Annotated in this window: 13 protein-coding genes; 8 read left to right on the top strand and 5 right to left on the bottom strand. The window is 56.4% G+C overall.

Annotation, left to right across the window (positions count from 1 at the left end):
• Positions 1-74 precede the first annotated feature (74 nt).
• Genes MHN28_RS17125 through MHN28_RS17100 form a run of 6 tightly spaced genes read left to right on the top strand, consistent with a single transcriptional unit; the run spans position 75 to position 9619 of the window.
• Positions 75-1619, top strand: coding sequence for a trimethylamine methyltransferase family protein (locus MHN28_RS17125; protein ID WP_239343793.1), 1545 nt, complete (start codon positions 75-77; stop codon positions 1617-1619).
• Complete coding sequence (locus MHN28_RS17120; protein WP_239343792.1) at positions 1616-2905, top strand: aspartate aminotransferase family protein; 1290 nt, start codon at positions 1616-1618, stop codon at positions 2903-2905. Before MHN28_RS17125 ends, MHN28_RS17120 begins: the two co-directional genes overlap by 4 nt.
• Positions 2902-5301, top strand: a complete 2400-nt coding sequence (locus MHN28_RS17115) for an FAD-dependent oxidoreductase (RefSeq protein WP_239343791.1) — start codon at positions 2902-2904, stop codon at positions 5299-5301. The genes MHN28_RS17120 and MHN28_RS17115 overlap by 4 nt, the downstream gene beginning before the upstream one ends.
• Positions 5298-7709, top strand: coding sequence for an FAD-dependent oxidoreductase (locus tag MHN28_RS25075; protein WP_239343790.1), 2412 nt, complete (start codon positions 5298-5300; stop codon positions 7707-7709). Before MHN28_RS17115 ends, MHN28_RS25075 begins: the two co-directional genes overlap by 4 nt.
• Positions 7710-7712: 3 nt before the next feature.
• Positions 7713-9383, top strand: coding sequence for a thiamine pyrophosphate-binding protein (locus MHN28_RS17105; RefSeq protein WP_239343789.1), 1671 nt, complete (start codon positions 7713-7715; stop codon positions 9381-9383).
• Positions 9380-9619 (top strand): hypothetical protein, encoded by a 240-nt coding sequence (locus MHN28_RS17100; protein ID WP_239343788.1) that lies wholly within the window; start codon positions 9380-9382, stop codon positions 9617-9619. The genes MHN28_RS17105 and MHN28_RS17100 overlap by 4 nt, the downstream gene beginning before the upstream one ends.
• Before the next feature lie 202 nt (positions 9620-9821).
• Here MHN28_RS17100 and MHN28_RS17095 read toward each other — a convergent pair whose 3' ends face one another.
• Positions 9822-11069: an MFS transporter gene (locus MHN28_RS17095; RefSeq protein WP_239343787.1), complete on the bottom strand. Its 1248-nt coding sequence runs from the start codon at positions 11067-11069 to the stop codon at positions 9822-9824.
• A 264-nt stretch (positions 11070-11333) separates the two neighbouring features.
• Here MHN28_RS17095 and MHN28_RS17090 point away from each other — a divergent pair, with 264 nt between their 5' ends.
• On the top strand, positions 11334-12287 hold the full coding sequence (locus tag MHN28_RS17090; protein WP_239343786.1) for a LuxR C-terminal-related transcriptional regulator: 954 nt from the start codon (positions 11334-11336) through the stop codon (positions 12285-12287).
• Between the two features lie 122 nt (positions 12288-12409).
• Positions 12410-13402 carry an MBL fold metallo-hydrolase gene (locus tag MHN28_RS17085; protein WP_239343785.1) on the top strand — a complete coding sequence of 331 codons (993 nt, stop codon included), beginning with the start codon at positions 12410-12412 and terminating at the stop codon, positions 13400-13402.
• A 135-nt stretch (positions 13403-13537) separates the two neighbouring features.
• Here MHN28_RS17085 and MHN28_RS17080 read toward each other — a convergent pair whose 3' ends face one another.
• The 4 genes from MHN28_RS17080 to MHN28_RS17065 form a co-directional block, all read right to left on the bottom strand.
• Positions 13538-16714 carry an AAA family ATPase gene (locus tag MHN28_RS17080; protein ID WP_239343784.1) on the bottom strand — a complete coding sequence of 1059 codons (3177 nt, stop codon included), beginning with the start codon at positions 16712-16714 and terminating at the stop codon, positions 13538-13540.
• A 188-nt stretch (positions 16715-16902) separates the two neighbouring features.
• On the bottom strand, positions 16903-18387 hold the full coding sequence (locus tag MHN28_RS17075; protein WP_239343783.1) for a SpoVR family protein: 1485 nt from the start codon (positions 18385-18387) through the stop codon (positions 16903-16905).
• Positions 18380-19702: a YeaH/YhbH family protein gene (locus tag MHN28_RS17070; RefSeq protein WP_239343782.1), complete on the bottom strand. Its 1323-nt coding sequence runs from the start codon at positions 19700-19702 to the stop codon at positions 18380-18382. The genes MHN28_RS17075 and MHN28_RS17070 overlap by 8 nt, the downstream gene beginning before the upstream one ends.
• A gap of 15 nt (positions 19703-19717) precedes the next feature.
• On the bottom strand, positions 19718-21652 hold the full coding sequence (locus MHN28_RS17065) for a PrkA family serine protein kinase (RefSeq protein ID WP_239343781.1): 1935 nt from the start codon (positions 21650-21652) through the stop codon (positions 19718-19720).
• Positions 21653-22305: the final 653 nt, after the last annotated feature.

Here is a 22305-nt window from a genome sequence, read left to right as displayed (position 1 = left end):
TGAAAAATTGGCTTTTGTAAAGCAATGCAAATTGGGTTCATTCTAGGGCAAAGAAAATCTGAGCTCATGAATAGATGCCAAAATCGAACCGACGGCGCGGTAGAAAAGATCGCCTGGCCCAGGAAACGATCGTCGACACCAATCCTCCGGTCTGGCCGGGGGTGGCTGGGGGATGCCTGAAACCGCTGAGCCCGTCCGAAGTGACTTTGGTGGAAGAAACCGCCTTGTCACTGCTGGAGACGCTTGGGCTAAGCCAGGCCATCCCTTCGATGGTTCGAGCCGTCACTGCAGCAGGTGGCACTCTTTCTGACGACGGCAGGCTGCTGTTCCCACGAACCCTGGTGCAAAGCGCAATAGCCGGGGCGCAGCGGGATTTCTTCTTGTGCGGTCAAAACCCTGAACACGACCTGCTCATCACAGGTGCAAGCGTGCATATGTCGACCGGCGGGGCGGCCCCCGGCATTTTTGACATAGATACGGGACTGTACCGCCCTTCGACTTTGGCCGATCTCTATGATGCCGCACGGTTGGTGGATGCGATGGAGAACATCCACCATTTCAGCCGTCCCGTTGTTGCGCGTGACATCGAAGACAACGCAACGATGGATATCAACACCGCCTATGCCAGTCTGATCGGCACATCCAAACATGTGTCCATGTCGATCACCGAACCCCAGAACGTTCAGGCGATAGCTGAGCTTTGCTACACTATTGCCGGTGGAGAGGCCGCATTCCGCGCCCGCCCGTTCCTGACCGTCATGGTCTGCCACGTTGTCCCACCTATGCGGTTCGCCGAAGACGCTTGCGAGGTCTTGGAAGCGGCCATCAAGGCGGGGTTCCCCGTGCAACTGATCAGCGCCGGTCAGGCCGGGGCCACCAGCCCCGCCACAATCGCCGGATCATTGGTGCAGGCTGTGGCAGAAACACTGGCCGGGCTGGTCTTTGCCCGGCTTGTCGACCCCGAAGCAAAAGCCATTTTCGCGCCCAAACCGCTGGTGGCTGATCTGCGCACCGGGTCAATGTCCGGGGGAGGCGGTGAACAGGCGATCCTGATGGCGGCTGCGGCCCAGATGGGGCGGCATTTCGGCCTTCCCACGTCCTCAATCGCTGGGATCACGGATGCCAAGACGCTGGATACGCAATATGGGGCGGAAAAGACCCTTGCCATTGCGATGGCGGCGCATGCGGGATCGAATATCGTAACTCAGGCAGCAGGTATTCATGCAAGCCTTCTGGGCGTATCGCTCGAAGGTTACGTCAGCGACAACGACCTGATCGGGAACATTCTGCGCACAATTCGCGGGGTCGAAGCCACGCCCGAGAACATCGCAGCGGATGTCATTGCCAACGTGTGTCGCGGACCGGGGCACTATCTGGGTGAAATCCACACGTTTGATCGGATGAAGTCTGACTATTTCTACCCCCATGTCGGCGACAGGCGCACACCGGTCGAATGGCAGGAAGACGGCGCGCGCCCGGTCGGCGACGTGGCCCGAGACCGGACGCGGGAATTGTTGGCCAGCCATTATCCGAACCATATCGCAGATGAGACGGATATCGCGCTGCGGGGCGCTTTCGACATCCGTCTCAGCCGTTCCCGAATTGGGAGGAGTGAATGACCAGCAAAGCTATGTCAGAACGCGCCCGGTCGGCATTGCCCGGCGGTGTCAGTCACGAATTGCGGTTTCGCGATCCCCATCCGATTTTCATCGACCGTGCCAAGGGTGCCGAAAAGTGGGACGTTGAAGGCCGACGCTATATCGACTTCAAAATGGGCAGCGCCAGCCAGATGCTGGGCCATTGCCATCCGGCCATCGTGGAAGCAGTGCAGAAGCAGGCGCAGCATTCAATCTTCAGTGCCGACTGTCATGAGGCCGAAACCCTATGGGCGGAATGGATAAACCACCTTTACCCTTCGGCCGAGCGAACCCGTTTTACCTCGTCGGGTACCGAAGCAACGATGCTTGCCATCCGCTTGGGCCGCGCGTGGTCCGGCAAGGATCGCGTTCTGCGCGTTGATGGCCACTTTCATGGTTGGCATGACCACGCGCTTAAGGGGGCCAAACCCGGCAGCCAGACCGCGCCCAGTCTGGGAATTCCCGAGGCTGTCAACGACCTGATCGATATCTGTGACGCCGATCCACAGTCGATGGAAAGTGCCCTGCAGGACGATCAGATCGGAACCGTGATCATCGAGGTTTCGGGCGCGAACTACGGTTGTGTTCCTTTAGCGACCGAAACCCTGCGGGCCCTTCACGATGTAGCCCGCGCTGCAGGCGTGGTGTTGATTTTTGACGAGATCATCACCGGTTTCCGCTGGTCCCCCGGCGGGCGTCAGGCGCGCGATGGCATAACGCCAGACCTCACGACTCTGGCCAAGATTGTTACAGGCGGCCTGCCGGGTGGTGCGGTTTGTGGACGGGCCGACATCATGGAACTGATGAACAACGCTACTTCAAAGGGTGGGTTTGCCCCGGCGGTCAGCCACAAGGGCACATTCAATGCCTCACCGCTTGTTGCAGCGGCGGCATGTGCTGCCATGCCAATATTGGCGACAGGCGAGGTGCAGGCGCGTGCCGACGCAATGGCCGAGCGAATGCGCGCTGGCATGAATGCAGCCCTGGCCGATGCCGGGGTCACGGGCATGGCGTATGGCGACAGCTCGATCTTTCACCTGCACTTCGGGAATAGCTCGCTTGACGGTTTGACGCCCGCACAGGTTCGTGGACTGCCAGTTGCGCAGGTCCGTGCATATCGTGATGGGATGCTTGCACGCGGCGTTGACGTGATGTCCTACACGTCGGGTCTTACCAGCGCGGCCCACACCACCGAACTGATCGACGAGGCGCTTGAGGCATTCCGCGAAACCCTGTCCGACATGATCCTGGAAGGCACAATCACATGACTCTGCCCACTCAGGCCCGCACGATTGTAATCGGCGGCGGCGTTATCGGCTGTTCGATTGCCTATCATCTGGCCCGTGAAGGGCGCAAAGACATTGTGGTGCTGGAGCGCTCGAAATTGACATCCGGGACAACCTGGCATGCGGCCGGGCTTGTTCGGCGCCTGCGCCCGTCAGCAACGCTGACCAAGCTGATCAATTACTCCATCGACCTGTACGACGAATTGGAGCGCGAGACCGGGCAGGCGACAGGCTGGACCCAAACCGGATCACTGACACTGGCCACAAACGAGAACCGGCTGACCAACATCAAGCGACAGGTTTCATTAGGCCGGGCATTTGGGCTTGAAGCCGAGGTTGTCGATGCCGCGCATGCGCAAGAGTTATGGCCACTTATAAGAACAAACGACGTAATCGGCGCCGTCTGGTCGCCCGCAGATGGGCGTGTGAACCCATCGGATGTGGCGCTGGCGCTCAGCAAGGGCGCAAAGGCACGCGGTGTACAAATCTTTGAAGACACGGCCGTAACCGGGCTGAGAAAGAAGGCAGGCCGCATCGCAGGGGTCGAAGTCGGGGACCACATCATCGACGCAGACGAGGTCGTCATCGCCTGTGGTCTGTGGTCCCGCGAAGTCGCCGCAATGGCAGGGGCACATATGCCGCTATACGCGTGCGAGCATTTCTACATCCTGACCAAACCATTGCCCGAGATTCAGGCGCTTGGCCCCGGCGCGCATTTGCCGACCCTGAACGATCAGGACGCATATCTCTACGCCCGCGATGATGTCGAAGGGTTACTGGTCGGCTCGTTTGAACCCAACGCCAAGGGCCTGCCGCTTAACCGGCTGCCCGCCGATTTCAGTTTCGATTTGATGGATGAGGACTGGGACCATTTCATGCCGATGATGGAAAACGCCCTGCACCGCATTCCGGCGCTGGAGCGGGCCGAGGTGCGGATGCTGTTGAACGGACCTGAGAGCTTTACTCTGGATAGCCAATTCATGCTGGGCGAAAGCCCCGAGGTGCCTGGCCTGTTCCTGATGGGCGGGATGAACTCGACCGGGATTGCGCTGGCGGGGGGTGCTGGCAAGGCTATGGCAGAATGGATCATCGCCGGCGAACCAACGATGGAGTTGAACGAAGCCGATATTCGCCGTTTCAGCCCTGAAATGAACGTTCTAAAGGCACTGGAAGAACGCATCCCCGAAGTACTTGGCCGCCATTACGACAACCCTTTTCCGGGCAGGTCGATGGATACGGCACGCGGACAACGGCGTTCGCCGATCCATGTCGGACTGGTCGCTGCAAACGCGCGGTTCGAGGCGCGCGGCGGATGGGAACGGGCGGTGCATTTCGGCGGTCAGGCGGCGCACCTGCCCTTGACATTCGGCATTCCGGCCTGGCGCGATCAGGTCGGCCTTGAGGTTGACGCCTGCCGCAACGGGGCCGCCATTCTTGACCAAAGCGCATTCGGCAAGATCATGGTGCAGGGGCCCGATGCCTGCAGTTTTCTAAACCACCTGTGTGCGGCGCAGATGGACATCCCCACGGGACGTATTGCGTACAGTCAGATCCTGAACCCGCGTGGCGGCATCGAAAGCGATGTGACCGTGCAACGTCACGGGCCGGACTCCTATCTGATGATCGTGGGCGCGGGTGAGGTGGTTCGTGATCTGAAACGAATGCGCGAAACCAAAGGCGATTACCGCGTGGAATTCACCGATGTGACCAGCGGATATGCCGTTGTCGGGCTGGCTGGGACGCAGGCGCACAGGGTTTTGCAAGCCACCTCGAACACGCCGTTACCCAATCTGAAACGGTTCCATTTCGCTCCGGTAGAAATTGGCCTTGCCCGCGGCTGGGCCGGGCGGCTGAGCTTTACCGGCGAGGAAGGCTACGAGTTATACATTCCCGCCGAGATGGCGATGGCCGCGCATGAAGCACTGGTCGAGGCCGGGGCAACACACGCAGGGCTTTACGCCAGCGGATCGCTGCGTATCGAAAGCGGCTTTCGCGCGTTTGGCCATGAGCTGACTCCGGGTACTACGCCGATTGAGGCAGGGCTTGACGCATTCTGCGCCTTTAGCACGGGTTTTGTTGGCGAGGCGGCCTTGCAAAACAAATCGCCCAATCGGCGCATTGTCTCGATGCTGTTTGATGATGCCGACGCAATCCCCATTCATGATGAACCTATCTATTTCGACGGTCGGGTGGTTGGACAGATTACCTCTGCAGCATGGAGTTACCGTTTCGAACGTTCGGTCGCATTGGCGATGGTGGACGCGCCGCTCGGCCAACTCTCGGAAAAGACTGTGGTCGAGGGTTTTGAAGTTGAAATCGCCTGCACGCGCTTTCCGGCAAAAGCATCTCGTAAACCCGCGAAGGAGGCGTTTGCGTGACTGACACTATTCGAACCACCCGGGTCGCCATCATTGGTGGTGGCATCATGGGTGTCGCGGCGCAGTTTCAACTGGCGGAAAACGGATGGACCGACACGATCCTGTTCGAAAAGGCGGAACTGACCAGTGGATCGACCTGGCACGCAGCGGGGCAGATCGCGCATGCGGTGGGCAGCCGCATCGCGGGATGGATCAACAAAACCTCGATCGAAACTTACAAACGCGTCGAGAAAGAGACCGGCCAAAGTATCGGGTGGCACGAAGTAGGCGGGTTTCGTATTGCCACGACCGACGATGAAGTCGACTGGATGAAATCCATAATGGGCGTCGGCAAGCTGCTTGAACTGCCGATGGAATTGGTCGGACCGGAAGAGGTTGCAAAAAGCAATCCTTTCTACAAGGTCGACGACGTCAAGGCCGCCATTCAGACATTTGAGGACGGGCATATCGACCCGTCTGGCGTGACGATGGCGCTGGCCGCAGCCTCACGCGCGCGCGGCGCAAAGATCGAACGGCGCAATCAGGTCACAGGTGCCAGCCGAAAGGGCAACATGTGGCTTCTTCGTACGGAAAAGGGTGATGTTCTGGCCGAACATGTGGTCATCGCCGCCGGTAGCTATGCCAATCAGGTTGGGCAATGGTTTGGCCTGAAGATCCCTTCGGTCTCGTGTCTGCATCACTATCTGGTCACCGACACCGTCCCGGAATTCGAAGGTCGGCCGGAGTTGCCTGTAATGCGTGACAATGCCTTCGGTGGTTATATCCGGCAGGAGCAAAAATCAGGGCTCATCGGAATCTACGAGGGTCATGTTTGTCCGACTGTCTGGGAAATGCCCCAAGGCGCGCCTTGGGCTGCAGAGAATGAACTGTTCGAAGCGGATTATGACTCGATCGGCGACTTCCTGATGGTGGCGTTGGAAAAGATGCCGGTTCTTTCCGAGTTAGGCATCAAGCGCGTCGTGCGCGGCGCAATCACGCATACACCCGATGGTGGGATGTTGGTCGGGCCGTCCGGAGTGCCCAATGTCTGGCTATCCTGCGGATCGTCTATCGGGCTGGCATGGGGTGGCGGCGCGGGCAAAGTACTGGCCGACTGGATGGTACATGGCGAGGCTGAAATCAACACTCGTTCGATGGACCCCCGTCGATACGGCGACTTTGCCAGTGACCATTTCATTGTCGAACGAACAAAAGACGAATTCATGCGCCGTCATGATACGCCCTGCCCCGGCAAGCAGTTTCATAGTCTGAGGCCCATCCGTCGACACGCCCTTTATGACCGGCTGGCAGACAAAGGCGCGGTCTTTGGTGAGGTCGCAGGCTGGGAACGCCCGCGCTACTTCGGCAAAGTTGGTGAGGTCGAACAGATTGGCTGGGGTCACCAACCCTGGCACGCGAATGCCATGGCCGAGGCCTGGGCCACACGCGAAGGTGCAGGTGTGATCGACCTTTGCGCCTTTGCGCAGTTTGAAATTTCCGGCCAGGATGCAGGAAAACTACTGGATCGACTGTCCGCCAACAGGATCCCGTCACGCGATGGCGGCATGAACCTCAACCACTTGCTAACGCCCAAAGGCCGGTTCGAGACCGAGATCACCATATGGCGAATAGCCGATGATCGCTATTTTACAGGTTCCGCCATCGCCCGCGCCAACGCCGATTTTGACTGGATCAGATCGTATATCCGCGCTGGAGAAGACGTGCAAATGATCAATCGGTCGGCCGATTGGGGAATGCTGGCTTTGTCCGGCCCGAATTCTCGCAAGATCCTGAAGAAACTCACGGATACAGACCTGTCCAACGCAGCCTTCCCTTGGCTGTCCGGACAGGAAATCACCGTTGCCGATGTCCCGGTATATGCGTTGCGAGTGTCATTTGTAGGTGAATTGGGTTGGGAATTGCACGCGCCGCTTGACCGAATGGGCACCCTTTATGATGCGCTCCACGCAGCGGGCGCAGAGCTTGGGCTCGTCGATTTGGGCAGCTACGCGTTCAATGGGATGCGGATGGAAAAAGCCTACCGCGCATCGGCAGAGCTAACCACGGATGTCGGGCCGTTCGATGTGCGTCTGGAACGCTTTGTAAGAAGCGAAGGGCGCGATTTCATCGGTCGTGATGCGCTTTTGGCGCACACGCCACAATGGGAGCTCCTTTATGCTGAGCTTCATAGTCAGGATATCGATGTGCATGGCGGTGAGCCTGTATTGCTGAACGGCACGCCCGTTGGTCTGACCACATCCGGCGGCTACGGGTACACCGTCGGCAAATCGTTGGGCTGGTTGTTCGTGCGCAAAGGAACACCGCATGAGGGTCTGTCGGTGCAGATTCTGAACCAGGCCATTCCCGTTACAATCCACCCTGACGCCATCTTTGATCCGCAGAACCTGCGGCCCCGATCCGAGGAGTAAAACATGAACACTATCAATGGCGGCGAAGCCGTTTATCGCGTCCTGAAAGCGAACCGAATTGATACTGTGTTCGGCCTGCTGGGTGGTTCGATGCTCGAACTTTATGACGCCATGTATCAGGGCGGCGACATCGCTTATGTCGGGGCGCGGGATGAACGCGCTGCAGGGCATATGGCGGACGCCTGGGCACGGATGACCGGCAAGCCCGGCGTCGTTCTGGGGGCGCAGGCAGGGCCCGGCGTTGTGAATCTCGTGACAAGCGTAGCCGAAGCTCAACTGGCCTATTCCCCTCTGGTTGTGATCGCCGGAGCGATCACGCGCGCGGATCAGGCCAAAGACACCTTTCAGGAGGTCGACCAGGTCGCGCTGTTCGCCCCGATTTGCAAGCGTTCTGTTATGGTTACGGATCCGGAGCGGCTGGCCCCCATGTTGGAGGATGCGATCCGGCTGGCCAATTCCGGGCGGCGCGGACCGGTTGTTCTGCATGTGCCCCGTGACCTTTTCGCCTCCAGCATTCCGGCAATTGATCCTGTTCCGGTTAACATAGCGCGTCCCGGCCCGGCTGCGCCGGCCGATATCGCTGCAATAGCAGACCTTCTGGAAGGTGCCGAACGTCCGGTAATCTTTGCCGGTGGCGGATTCAAATGGGGCGCCGGACGGGACGCGCTGACGGCCTTGGCCGAAACACTCGAAGTGCCAGTCGTGGCATCCACGGGGCACGCAGACGTCATGCGTCACGGCCATCCTTGGTTTGCCGGTCAGGCCGGACCGCGCGGAAACCGGGTTGCGTCACGGCTGACCAAAGAAGCCGATGTCATGGTCGTCCTGGGCGCGCGATTGGGTTTCAATTCGACGTTCCATTCCAATGATTACGTTGGTGAGGAAACCCGCATAGCTCATGTCGACATCGAAGGTTCGGCCGTTGGGCGTTATTTTCCCGCAGAAATCGCCGCGCAAGGTGATGCTCGCCTGACGGCCCAGGCTTTGGTCAGTGAAACCCGGAAGCCCGCCGCAGATAACTGGCGCAAAACATTTCGCGCCGATATGGACAGCCTGCTGGAAGAACGCGAGCGAGAGGCGAAAATCGCCACGCTGCCGTTGCACCCAAGACGCGCCCTTGCTGAATTGCGTGACGCGTTGCCTGAAAACGCCGTCGTCACGCTGGATACCGGAAATACCTGTCTTCAGGCCGCAGATCGGCTGGCGCACTACCAACCGCTTTCGTTGATCACGCCACTGGACTTTGGTCTGGTCGGGTTTGGACTTGCGGCCGCCATCGGGGCCAAGGCGGCCGCCCCTGACCGTCCGGTCGTAGCGATCATGGGTGATGGTGCAATCGGGTACACTATGATCGAAATACAAACGGCCATCTCGCACAATCTGCCAATTGTGATCGTCGTTCTCGACAATGAGGCGTGGGGGGCCGAGAAAGCCTATCAACAAGAGTTTTACGGCGGTCGGTTGTTGGGGGCGGAAATCACTTCGCCCCGCTTTGACCAGTTTGCCGAAAGTTGCGGTGGTAATGGGATTTGGGTCAACGGCCCCGGAGAGCTGGGACCCGCCCTCACACAGGCTATCGCCAGCAACAAGACCACTGTAATTCAAGGAAAAATCGACCCCGGCGCACTAATGACCTTGCGCAAGGATCTGTTCGCCACTCCGAAAGAGGATTGATTAAACAGCAACTTGGGACATTAAAATCATCGGAGGCAGAACACGGCGACAATTCGCGCTATACACCGAACGCAGTTCGAGTTGTCGGTGACAGTGTAGACGACATCCGCGCTTTGTGGCCGCACCTATCGAATGAGCAAGTCGAAGCAATCGATTTTGGTACATTTTCAACAAATCAGTTCTTCGACGAAATGTTCCGCGTGACGCAAAACGGTACTGACCCAGAGTTCTTGTGAACGGTTCGTGATACCCCTGCAAGCCCATGCCGTGGATGCGCGAGCAAGGCGTCCACTTCATACCTCTAACAAGTTTCAGAGTGATCTCGTTCAAGGGCACATTTCCCAAGGGAAGCGATCCAGTAGGGGCGAGATCGCGATCCCGACACAGGCAATTAAAACAAGGATCAGAATGTCAATCTTGCAGCTATCGCTGCAGAGGTCACTTGCCTTTGGTATCAAGTGCCTGGACGCCCGGATACCGGAACAGTTTTGCCATCGCGACTAATGCCAGAACGCAGCAGATGATTGCGATCAGGAACGGCATTCGCAGATTGATGGCCATGAGAGAACCGCTCAGCGCCGTGATGGTTCCCGAGCCCAAAGCATAGATGGCCACGGTAACACCCATCACCCAACCTTGCTCGGATGGTCCGACGCTTCCCGAGAACAACGACAGCATTGTGGGGTACATGATCGCAAAGGCGATGGTTATAGGGATGATCAATAAATAGGAAAGATCGGCCACCGGATTGAGCATGAACGCCAGTATTCCCAGACCCATAGCGGCGATGGAAATATACAGGATCGGGAACTTTTTATAGCGTTCGTGCAGCGGTGCGGTCAGATAGGCACTTCCAAAGGCCATGGATCCCCCGAACACGGCAAGGGCCATGCTGTTTTGAAAAGTATCGAACTTGAATCTCGTCAGAAGATAGGTGTCGATAAAAAAGAAAAACGCATTCAGGCACATGAGTGAGAACAGCATAACAACGGAAAGCCGCAGAACGACCGGATGCGAAAAGACTTTCCACAAGTTCATGACGACGTCCAAAAGCCCAAAGTCAACTTCCTGCTTTTTGAATCCGGGCTCCGAGAAAAACAGAAGGATCAACGCCATGTTGAACAAGATAAGGCCAATGGCAACGTAGAATGGCAGTTCCAGTGACGCAAATGAGCCCATCAAGTTTTGGTCACTCAGCAGACCTGATATCAATGGTCCTCCAAGCAAGCCCAGCGCAGACGCCGCAACAATCATCCCAAGGTTTTTTGACTTTTCCTGATCGTCACGGCTGATGTCGATCAAGGCGGCCTGCGCAATGGGTTGGTTTGCGGTCGTAAACCCGGAAATCGCGCGCCCCAATAACAACAGCCAATAGCTGGACGTCATGATCGCGGCAACGGTCAGTGCATAGCCGATCAGTGCGCCACTCAGGCAGACCATTATCCCCTTTTTGCGGCCGATGTAGTCCGACACCTTTGCAATGAAGGCCGCGCCAAAGAAGTAAAACAGGAAGAAAACCGCAATAAGCACCGTGTAGTCGAACTGACGGATGTGCGCGGGGGTCTCATGCGGAAGAAAGGTTTGCTGCGGGTCCAGCAAGATTGTGTTGAAAATCGGCAGAATTAACCCAAAGCCCATCACATCAATGAACACAACAAGCAAAAGCGACAAGCGTGACAGGTTCATAGCAACTACCTCAAAACAGCCCTCGAAAGAAAAAACTTGAAAAAAACGTCATGCCGGCAACTCAAACCGCCGAGAATTCGCATTGAACGCCGATAGTTATTCTATTGATTAATCTGTTTTATGTCCAATTTGACCGAACCGTCAGCATGACGACAGGCCAGACTGTTTTATTCAATACCGCTAATGTAGCAGAGACCTTGCGGGTTCACCCCCGCGCGGACTACGCTTGAAAGGGTCTCGCGTTGAATACTGGGATAGCATCGCTTGAAGCCTGCAATATCACAAGAAACCATCGCCAAATGGCAGCGGATCGTGAATCTCATTGCACGTGTCGCAAACGTGCCGGCCAGTCTTGTCATGCGGACGCACGAACCCCACCATTCTGTTTTTGTGTCCAGTTTCTCGGACGGTAATCCGTACACGCCCGGCTGCCGATTTACACTGAACGAAAAGCTCTATTGCTACGGGGTGTTACGCAATGACGGCGAACTAACTGTAGAAGACGCCACTTGCGATCCCGAGTGGGTCGACAATGACGACATGGAACATGGGATGCGTTTCTACATCGGCTACCCACTGAAGTGGCCGGATGGTAGTGTCTTTGGAACGATCTGTGTTTTGGACACCCGCCGAAACAGGCGCGCGTTACTTTTTCGCGAAGGTTTGCAGGAGTTTGCCAGGGTTATCGAGGCGGATCTTGAGCTGTTGACCGAAATAGACCGACGCGCGGCCCTTGAAGCCGAGTTGCAGGCCACACTGGACCAATTGGAACAACGTGTCGCCAACCGCACAGCAGATCTTGAAGATGCAAATGCCGCACTGCGCGTTCTTCTCAGCAGCGTGGAGACGTCGCGCGAAGAGTATGACGATAAGATTTTGCGCCAGATAAAGGGGCTGGTTCTGCCTCATCTGGCCAAGCTGCGCGGCAGGCTCGACGGAGACCCTGCAGGACAGGCCTATCTTGAACTTGCAGAAGAAAGTCTGAAATCCATCACCTCGGAAATGCGCGGGCAGTTGGCCACCATTTTTGAAGCGCTGACCCCGACCGAACAGGAAATTGCGCAGATGATTATGCGCGGACAAACGACAAAGGACATCGCGCGCACGCTGTGTCGTGAACCCAGTACGATAGAGTTCCACCGCAACAACATTCGCGCCAAGCTAGGATTGAAACGCAGCGGTCGGAACCTCAGAAGTCTATTGCTATCGATCCAATAAACATGGGGGTCTCCCCAATGTTTTCCCCTCAGTTTTTCGGTGCCTTCGACTGCATGTGCACTTGTTACGCTTCCTGTAACCCGAAAAGGACTTCGGGTTGCAGGACAACAGGGAACTGGAAAATGGAAAAAGACGATCTGAACCTTAAACCGACACTCTTGCGCGGGGACAAGGATGACCTAACACCGGGTCTTTCCCGCCGATCCTTCTTTGCTGCAGCGGGGGCTGCAGGGGTAAGCGGAGCGGCGACGTTGCTGGGCAGCAGCTCGGCCAAGGCACAATCCACCGACTGGACCCAACCAGGCAACAACAACGGTGTGATCGAGTTGCAAAAGACCACCGGAAGTTCAGTAGAAGGCGCGGTCGGCATCGACTATTTCGGACATTGCGCGATCAAAATCACGTCCCCCGGTGGCGCGACTGTCCTGTTCGACCCGTGGCGTGACGACCCATCGGGCGCGTGGGGATTGTGGTTCAAGAACGAATTCCCCGAAACTCCGGTAGATATCTGCATGTCGACGCATACGCATTTTGACCACGACGCGATTCATCGCCCGGTATCGACAATGGTTCTGGACCGGATGGTCGGGAACTTCGAGTTTGCCGACATCAAAATCACTGGCTTTGCCGACAAGCACGTTTGCCGCGCGCCCGGCTGGTATGATTGGACCAATGCCCTAGGTGAATTCGGAGTTCAGGCCTGCCCGCCGGACAATGTCAGCCACATGGATATGGTGGTGTACCTGATCGAGACCGGCGGCATCCGAACTTTGATCTGGGGAGACAACCGTCACAATCCACCGCAGGAGTTTTGGGACGCAATCGGACAGGTGGATGTTCTGACCTTACCGGTCGACGGGTCCCAGCATATTCTGGACTATAAACAGGGCAATGACATCGTGGAAAAGCTAAAACCAAAGGTCATCATCCCCACGCATTACCTGAATGAGACCACCAGCTATACGCTCACCACCCTGCAAAACGCGGATGACTGGGTGAAGTCCCAAAAAAGCTACAAGATGCTGGATTCCGCAAGCCTGTCGCTTGAGGCCGGTGATGTCGCCGGAATGGACCGTGAGTTCCTGTACTTCGGGCACAACGCACTGACAGAGTAACAGTCACTTGGGCGCTAGGGCCGGGAACGCTCTGGCGCCCAAATGCAAGCCTTAGCGCCTGATCAACACCCGCGGCTGGGCTTATACGTTCCTGTTTAACCTGACTGCGATCAGAAGCCTGTCTGACTTTACGGATTAGGCAAGCTCCGCCAATGCGGCATCGATCCGCGTCAGCATCGGGGATCGCCCGGCAGTTTCGACGACAACACGCGCTTTGGTCAGATAATCCCTGGCCTGTGATTTCTTTTTCTTTGCCTTGTAGAACAGCCCCATGATCATGTCACAGCGCGCGATATAATGGCCTTTTTTGTCGAACTGCGGGTTGCTGCGCACCTGTTCGATCATCGCAATCAACCGTTTTCTGCCAAACAGCATAACCCAGATGATAGAGCGGAAGTTCCTGATAAGAACGCCGATCGAGCCGCCGCCCTCGCCGGTCAGAATGGCCAGATACATCTCGCACAGGAACAGCCGCGCCCAGTCTGCCGAAACCTGAGTGCCCTCATCCGTTCGTCTCTGGATGGCCCATTCAACTTGCCGCAGCCCGGCGGCGATTTGACCGTTCAAGGCATACGCTACACCCAGCATTGTCGCAGGTCCAAAAGTGAACAAAGTCCACCCTTTTTCATCACAGTCCTTGATGTGCTTTTGAACGGTTACAATCGCCCCGGGTTTTTCCAGCGGGATCATTGCGGCAACGCGGGCCGCCTCGGCAATGGCCTGTTCAAACTCGACCTGTGAGTCCTGCCGCGCCTTTTCCGCCATCGTCAACGCCAGTTCATGGTCATCCGTGACCATTGCGATCAACGCTTTCATCGCGGTCCCATATCCCAGCGCCCGCGGGTCGTTTTTGGATTTGCCCAGCGCAATCATACGATCCGATGTCGCGTGCGCCCGGGCCACACGGCCACGGGTCAGTTCATTCCAACCAACCGTCGCCAGGAAAAAGTTGTGGATGTAAGCATCGTCGATTTTTTTCAGAACCGTCTCGATCTCGCGCTTTTTGGTCTCAAACCGCTCATTCGGGATCGGGGAATGATAGATCGAAACCGACAGTTCATTAACCATGGCATAGGCGCTGGAGGAAGGATCCCTCAGGCGCTGCGCCATTTCGGTCAATTCCTGCTGCACCCAGTGTGCTTCACGGTACTTGCCATTACACACCAGGCACGACACGTAATGGTGCAGGAACTGGGCATGGTCCTGGCTGTCCCCCGCCTTTTGCAGGATCGGCCGTACGGTGCCAGCCAGTTCGATGATCGTCTTGACCCGCAACGAGATGTTTGAGCAGAGCGCAAAGCTGGCCATGAACGCCGCAAACTGTTCACTCGAAGCACAGTCCGGATCGCTTTGATACAGCTCCAGCGCCGCGACAAAGAACTGGTTGGCTTCGTCCAGCGAATACACACCCAGGCTTTTGTCCCCGGCCATCGAAATAAAACGGAACGCCTGATCGGTGCGATTGGTTTGCCTGTAATGGAAGGCCAGCACTTCAGCCGCCTCCTGCAACCGGTTTGCGTTGCGCACAACAAGCGCGTCGGCGATCGCCAAGTGCAACGCGGACCGGCGTGACGGAACAAGGCTCTGATACACCGAGTCCCGCAGCAGAACGTGTTTGAAGATATAGTCGGCCGAGTTCGCCTCGCGATACAGCACATCCTGCGCCTGCAACCGTTGCAGAGTTGTACCAATTTCGTCGGCATTCGCCACAACTTGGGATAGCAGGCCGGGATCAAAGCGGCGGCCGATAACGGCGGCGGCCTGCAGGACCTCGCGATCTCCTGCCGCGAGACGCTCAATTCTGGCTGTCAGCAGGCTGCGCATCGTAAGGGGCAATCCGCTGTCATTGATATCCGCGTTGAAATAGACGGTTCCGCCATCGACGCGCAAAGCACCCTGATCCAGCAGAAAGCTCAGAATTTCTTCGCCGAACAGCGGGTTGCCCCCAGCGCGTTCGGTGAGTTGTTCCGCCAAACCGTCCGGCAGGTCGGACACTCCCAGACGGCTCTGGGCCAGATCCGCAACGTCTGCAACCGTCAGCGGATTCAGCGCAACTGTCGTCACGCCACTTTTGCCAAGCCATTCTGGTGTGTATTCCGGCCGCCGTGTTTGAACGATCAGCAGGTTCGAAATTTCGGGGTCTTCAAGCACGATCGCCATCAGATCTTCCGAGGAGGTGTCGATCCAATGGGCATCTTCGATCACCAGAACGACTCGATCTGTCGCGCATTTCTTCTTGAGCAGGGCTGTCAGCAATTCGCGAACGCGCAAGCCGATCAGAACGCCGTCGAGGCCATCCAAAGACTCTTCCGGCGGTTTGAATCCCAGAAGGTTCATCAGAAGACCCAGGTTTAGCTGGGAAAACAGCCCGAAATTCTTCAACCCCGCTTCCAGTTTTGCCTGAACCCGCAGAGGATTGTGCCGGTCGCTGATGTGAAAGGACTTTTTGACGATTTCCAAAAAGGGCAGGAACGGTATAGGTTGACCGTTGGCATAACAGTGTCCCGTCAGGACGGTGACTTCGCCGGCCGCCACCCGGTGAACAAATTCGTAGACAAGGCGCGATTTACCCAAACCCGGTTCTGCCACCAGATCAATGACCAATCGCTCGGATTTTGATCGCAGCAAGGCAGAGGCCATCGCATCCAGTTCGCCCGTCCGACCGACGTAATCGCTCAACCCTCGCGCGATTGACGCATCAAAGCGCGTTGCGCCTTCGTAGACGGCGTTAAGTTGCCAGATCTTTTGCGGTGCGGACAAACCCTTGATCGTGTACTCACCAAAAAAGCTGAGATCAGACACCCATTCGACCAGATCGCGGGTGGTGTCGCAAAGCAGGCTGCCCCCGGATGGTGCAAGGTTTTCAAGACGTGCCGCCAGGTTCACCGTGCTGCCAACCGCCGTCGCCGGCCCGGTTTCCCCCTGAACCGCCGCCATCAGCACATTGCCCGAGCTGACACCGACACGCATTTCCGGGCGCACACCAAAGCGCTTATCAAAGTCAGCCGCAGCAGAATTGAAGGCTGCGTGTATCGCCAATGCGGTCCGGCAGGCTCGTAGGGCCGGGTCCTCAAGCGCATCGGGGATACCGAACAAAGCCATTATACTGTCGCCGGCAAAATCGCGGACTGTGCCGTCGTTTTCTTCGACCGCGCGGACCAGCGTGTCGTAGACCTTGCGCACGAATTCAAGCGCTTTTTCTTCGTCCAAACTGGCAACAATTGCGGTGTAGCCGACCATATCGGCAAACAGAACCGAAACCTGGCGTCGTTGCGCCTGATCCGCAGAAGTCCGCGATGGTGTATCCGTCATATTCCCCATTTAAGTAATGGGTCTACAACACCCGATCTGACCCCACCATAGTTTGCCGGCGAAACAGTGATTTAGCACGTTCAAATGGCGGCGAGAGTGTCACGGCAGCCACAGAGGTTGTGCTGCCAATTGGCGCGGACACACACACTTTTGTCGATCTGAGCCCAGAGCTTGCAGCAAAACCTTTGCTAGTTTTCGAACGCCGCATCGAAACCCCAGATTTGCCGCAGATGGCCCAATGTCGCTTCGCAGGCTTTTTGGTCCAGTGGCACTCCGTTGCGCACTGAGTGTTGTAGCCTGAGGTGGCGATCCCCCATTAAGTCCACGTCGACAATCTGTATATCCGGGTCGTGTTCCGCAGTGTCGAAGCCGCGCGCCAGAGTGTCGCGCACCTGATGATAGCCGCGCTCGTCATGAATCGCGTCGACTGTATAAAAGGGTTTTCCATCGTCATCGGTCAGCGAGAACATGCGGAACCGGCGCATGACATTGGGGCTGAGGAATTGCTGAACAAAGCTTTCATCGCGATAGTTGGCCCAGGCGTCCTTTAAAACCTCGCGCCACGCGCGACTGCCCGCGATGTCCGGAAACCACTCCCGGTCCTCCTCGGTCGGGTCGGTGCAGATGCGGCGGATATCCTGCATCATCGCGAACCCCAGCGCATAAGGGTTGATCCCCATCGCGTTTGGGGCGTCAAAGTCGGGCTGCGTCAGAACATTGGTATGGCTGTGCAAGATTTCGAGCATCGCTCCATCCGTCAGCAAACCGGCGCGGTGCAACTGATTGGTGATATAGTAGTGGACGAAGCAGGCGCATCCTTCGTTCATCACTTTGGTCTGGCGCTGCGGGTAAAAATACTGTGCGATGTTGCGGACGATGCGCAGAACTTCACGTTGCCAGGACTCCAGAACCGGGCTGTGACGTTCTACAAAATAGAGCAGGTTTTCTTCCGGCAACCCCATTTCGCGCTTGCGTTTCTGCGCCTCTTCATCGGTTTTCGACGACTGCGCAGGATTATCGAAGGCGTCCCACAGGTAATGTACTGCCCGCTCTTCTTCGATGCGCCGCTCACGCTGCCGGGTTCTCTCATCCGCAAGCGATGAATGAGGTGGTCGCCTGTGCCGGAAAACGCTCGACGGCATGAGCGCGTGGGCCGCGTCGAGTAAATGTTCAACCTCACGTTCACCGTGCAGCTCTTCGCATTGGGCAATAAAACCGCGCGCGTAGTCGAGGTAGTCGAGAATACCCTGCGCATCGCTCCACTGGCGAAACAGGTGGTTGTTCTTGAAGAAATGATTGTGCCCGAAGGCCGCGTGGGCAATCACAAGGACTTGAAGTGCCATCGTGTTGTCTTCAAGGCAGTACGAGATACAGGGGTCGGAGTTGATCACGATCTCATAGGCAAGACCGTTTGCGCCTTTGCTATAGGCTTTCTCTTCGTGAACGAACCGCTTCCCGAAAGACCAGTGCCTGTACATGAGCGGCATCCCGGTCGACGAATACGCATCCAGCATTTGTTGATACGAGATGATTTCGATTTGGTTCGGGTATACGTCAAGTTCGAGTTCGTCGATCGCCACACGTTCGATCGCGTCATAGCTGCGGTGGATGGTATCGAAATCCCACTCTGCACCTTCAAACAGCGGTCGCTTTGCATCGGCCCCATCAGCCATTGGAAACTCCGTTCGTCTTGCGCGCAAACAGCTCGTGCAGAACCGGGTAGATGTCACTGGCGCGCGCGATCCGTTTCATGGCGAAGTTTGGCCAGGTCTCTGCGACCTGCCGATACGAGCGCCATAATTCCATACCGTTATCTTCGCTGTTCATCAGATTGGCTTCGGTCTCGTCGACGATTTCCGTGTAGGCGAAATACTGACAACATTTCATCAGTTCACTGTTCAGCAGGTCGGCGCACAGTTGTGAATCACCACTGAAATTCTCACCATCGGATGCTTGCGCGGCATAAATGTTCCACAATGAGGGCGGATAGCGGGCGTCGATTATCTTTTTCATCTCGTTGAGCGCACTGCTCACGACCGTGCCGCCGGTTTGGCGGGAGTGAAAAAAGGTATCCTCATCGACTTCGGTCGCGACCTGGGTGTGGCGGATGAAAACAAGCTCGATCTTGTCGTAGCGTTGCTTGAGGAAAAGATGCAGCAGGACGAAGAACTGCTTGGCAAGGCTCTTCTCGCGCTCGCCCATCGAAGCCGAGACGTCCATCAGGCAGAACATCACCGCACTCGAGGCTGGCTCGGGGCGCATCTCGAAATACTTGTAACGCACATCCAACGGGTCAATATAGGGAACAATCTGGCGTCGCCTTAGCAACTTGTCTAGTTCTTCGCGAAGCAGCTGCGTTTCCGCTTTTCGCGCCGCATCTGGCTTTTCCAGCGCCTCCAGTTCTTCAACCTGGTCAGTAAGAGCCTGTATAGCAGCGTTTGTTGGGCGCCGCATTGCGAGCCGCCGGCCGAAAGCATTGCGCATCGTTCGCGAAACACTGAGATTGGCCGGAGTTCCGGCGGCAGTATAGCCCATTCGATGCGGCTTGGAGATTGCAACCTCTTTCAGGCTGTGCTTGATCATGTCGGGCAGTTCAAGGTCTTCGAAGAATATGGAAAGAAACTCGTCTCGAGACAGAACAAACATGAACTCGTCGTCGCCCTCTCCGTCGGGTGCGCCTTCACGTCCCCCCTGCCCGGCCTGACCCGCTGGCGGTTTCTTGAGCCGGTCGCCCGCCTTGAACTTCTTGTTGCCGGTCAGAACCTGATGTCTGGTCCCACCTTTAATGTCATGCTGAAAATGTGGTTCCCCGATCCCTTCTGACGGTACCGAGATGTTTTCCTGCTGCCCAACATCGGCGATTTTCCGGTTCCGGACACTTTCGTCGACCGCCTCTTTGACGGCAGAGCGAACCCGGCGCAGAAATCGCCTGCGGTTCCCGAGGTTCTTATCCTTGGGGTTCAGCCTTCGGTCGATGAAATGGGCCATTTGTGCATCGACTCCTCACCCTGCCTTATTGACCCGCATGTACCACTCGACCAGGCGCCTGACCTGCCGGCGCGTGTAACCGCGGCCAATCATGCGATCAATAAACTCATTGTGCTTTGCTTCGGTTTCTTTATCGCGTTTGGCACCGAAGCTGATTACAGGCAGAAGGTCCTGTATTTGGCCGAACATACGTTTTTCTATGACCCTTCTCAGCTTTTCATATTTGCGCCAGTCAGGGTTACGACCGCGATTGTTGGCCCGTGCGCGCAGCACGAATTTGACCACTTCGTTCCGGAAATCCTTGGGGTTGGAAATTCCGGCCGGTTTTTCGATCTTTTCAAGTTCCTGTTCCAGAACGCTGCGGTTGAGAATCTGGCCGGTATCCGGATCCTTGAAGTCCTGATCTTCGATCCAGGCATCAGCAAAGGCGATGTATCTGTCGAAAAGGTTCTGACCAAAGTCGGAATAGGATTCCAGATAGGCTTTCTGGATCTCGTTGCCGATGAATTCCGCGTAACGCGGCGACAGGTCGTCCTTCATGAAAGACAGGTACCGGCTTTCAACCTCGTCGGGGAATTGTTCGCGTTTCACTGCCTGTTCAAGAACATAGAGCAGATGAACCGGATCGGCGCCGACCTCTTCGGTGTCGTGATTGAAAGTCTCGGACAGCACCTTGAACGCAAAGCGGGTGGATGTGCCCGTCATCCCTTCGTCCACCCCGGCCGCATCCCGGTATTCCTGCACTGACCGCGCCTTGGGATCGGTGTCCTTCAGGGTTTCACCATCATAGACGCGGAGCTTGGAGAATGTCGGCGAGTTTTCATGTTCTTTCAACCGTGTCAGAACGCTGAACTGGCTCAGGATGGACAGCGTTTCCGGTGCACATGGGGACTCGCCCAGACTGCTTTCCTCAAGCAACTTTTCGTAAATCCGGGTTTCATCTGAGGCACGCAGGCAATAGGGCACCTTGACCAGACTGATCCGGTCCAGGAAGGCCTCGTTGTTCTTGTTGTTTTTGAACTGCTGCCATTCCGCTTCGTTCGAATGCGCAACGATAATACCCTGGAAAGGGAAGGCACCGATGTTCTCTGTGCCCGCATAAGACCCCTCTTGTGTGGCGGTCAGCAGGGGATGCAGCACCTTGATCGGCGCCTTGAACATCTCGACGAATTCCATCAATCCCTGCGTGGTGCGGTTCAGAGCGCCGGAATAGGAATAAGCGTCCGGGTCGTTCTGGCTGAATTCCTCCAGCTTGCGAATGTCGAGCTTCCCGACAAGCGAAGAAATGTCCTGGTTGTTTTCATCGCCTGGCTCAGTCTTCGCAACGCAAATCTGGCGCAGCTTCGACGGATAGAGTTTGACAACCGAAAACCTGGAAATATCGCCGTCGAACTCTTGTAAACGCTTGACGGCCCAAGGCGAAATCAATCCGTTCAATAGCCGTTTAGGGATGTTGTACTTGTTCTCCAGCAAATCCCCCATCCGCGCGCGGTCAAAAAGGCCAAGCGGCGATTCAAAGATTGGGCTGATCTCGTCACCTGCCCGCAGCACATAGATTGGCTGCCGTTCCATAAGGTTTTTGAGGATCTCGGCTAGCGTTGACTTGCCTCCGCCGACCGGGCCCAGCAGGTAGAGGATTTGCTTGCGTTCCTCGAGACCCTGGCTGGCATGGCGGAAAAAGCCAACGATACGTTCGATGGTTTCCTCGACGCCATATATGTCCTGGAAGGGTTCGTATCGCTTGATTGTTCGATTAAGAAATATGCGACTAAGCCGAGCTTCCTGACTGGTATCGATAAGCTCTGGCTCGCCAATCGCAGCGACCATCCGTTCGGCTGCGGTAGCCCGCATCGTCGGGTCTTCGCGACATTCCAGCAAATAGTCCTGCAATGTCATTTCGATGAGCTTGGTCCGCCCATACTCTTCTGCAAACTGCTCGAAAATCTCCATCTCAAAAATTCCTCTAGGTTTCGTACTCCTTCGTCCCAGCGCGCTAAGTTCATCCTAGTCTACCACAAAACTGGTCCGTAATTGTTTAATTTCTAATCACAATTTGTTTCCCACCCGGCGCTTTGTTGAAACTTACGATCATTGGAGCGTTCAAAACGCTCCTCGGCACGCCCTTTTTGCCGCCCGCGTCGTCGCATTCAGAACGCCTAATGAGTGGTTGAACTGAAGGTGTGGTTAAGCAGATATGTCACTTAAAATCTGACGCGCCGATGGGGTCGCAAGAAGAAAAAACTGGGCCCGTCGCTGCGTCAGTGTCTGATGGGTTCGAAACAAAACAGCATGCGCGTGTTGCGCTTCAATTATTCGCTCGACGAACCTCATGTCGGGTTGTCGCCCGCCGTTGAAATGGCGTGGACGTCGTTGACGTCATTCTTGCCCGACCGTGAAATGGGTAATTTTTTGTATATCGAAGGGATCAGGCGAATTTTATGGTCAAAAGACTGCGCCAATCGCCTCAAATTGGCTGGTTGCGCATGTTTCCATGGCCACACGACACCGAAAATGACCGGTTAGACGCCATTCGAGTTTCGCACGGGTAAAACGCCGATTGAAGACAACGTCACCCTCATAGGTGGTCGCACAATCCGGAAAAA

The organism is Ruegeria sp. Ofav3-42, from assembly GCF_022347725.1.
Taxonomy (GTDB): domain Bacteria; phylum Pseudomonadota; class Alphaproteobacteria; order Rhodobacterales; family Rhodobacteraceae; genus Ruegeria.
The sequence above is the reverse complement of the archived record's forward strand: the minus strand, read 5'-3'. Positions and strand labels throughout refer to the sequence as shown.

What these genes read in the sequence shown, in the direction of transcription:
- MHN28_RS17125 (WP_239343793.1), top strand. Translation starts at nt 75, where the DNA reads ATGCCAAAATCGAACCGACGGCGCGGTAGAAAAGATCGCCTGGCCCAG.
- MHN28_RS17120 (WP_239343792.1), top strand. Translation starts at nt 1,616, where the DNA reads ATGACCAGCAAAGCTATGTCAGAACGCGCCCGGTCGGCATTGCCCGGC.
- MHN28_RS17115 (WP_239343791.1), top strand. Translation starts at nt 2,902, where the DNA reads ATGACTCTGCCCACTCAGGCCCGCACGATTGTAATCGGCGGCGGCGTT.
- MHN28_RS17105 (WP_239343789.1), top strand. Translation starts at nt 7,713, where the DNA reads ATGAACACTATCAATGGCGGCGAAGCCGTTTATCGCGTCCTGAAAGCG.
- MHN28_RS17095 (WP_239343787.1), bottom strand. Translation starts at nt 11,069, where the DNA reads ATGAACCTGTCACGCTTGTCGCTTTTGCTTGTTGTGTTCATTGATGTG.
- MHN28_RS17085 (WP_239343785.1), top strand. Translation starts at nt 12,410, where the DNA reads ATGGAAAAAGACGATCTGAACCTTAAACCGACACTCTTGCGCGGGGAC.
- MHN28_RS17080 (WP_239343784.1), bottom strand. Translation starts at nt 16,714, where the DNA reads ATGACGGATACACCATCGCGGACTTCTGCGGATCAGGCGCAACGACGC.
- MHN28_RS17075 (WP_239343783.1), bottom strand. Translation starts at nt 18,387, where the DNA reads ATGGCTGATGGGGCCGATGCAAAGCGACCGCTGTTTGAAGGTGCAGAG.
- MHN28_RS17070 (WP_239343782.1), bottom strand. Translation starts at nt 19,702, where the DNA reads ATGGCCCATTTCATCGACCGAAGGCTGAACCCCAAGGATAAGAACCTC.
- MHN28_RS17065 (WP_239343781.1), bottom strand. Translation starts at nt 21,652, where the DNA reads ATGGAGATTTTCGAGCAGTTTGCAGAAGAGTATGGGCGGACCAAGCTC.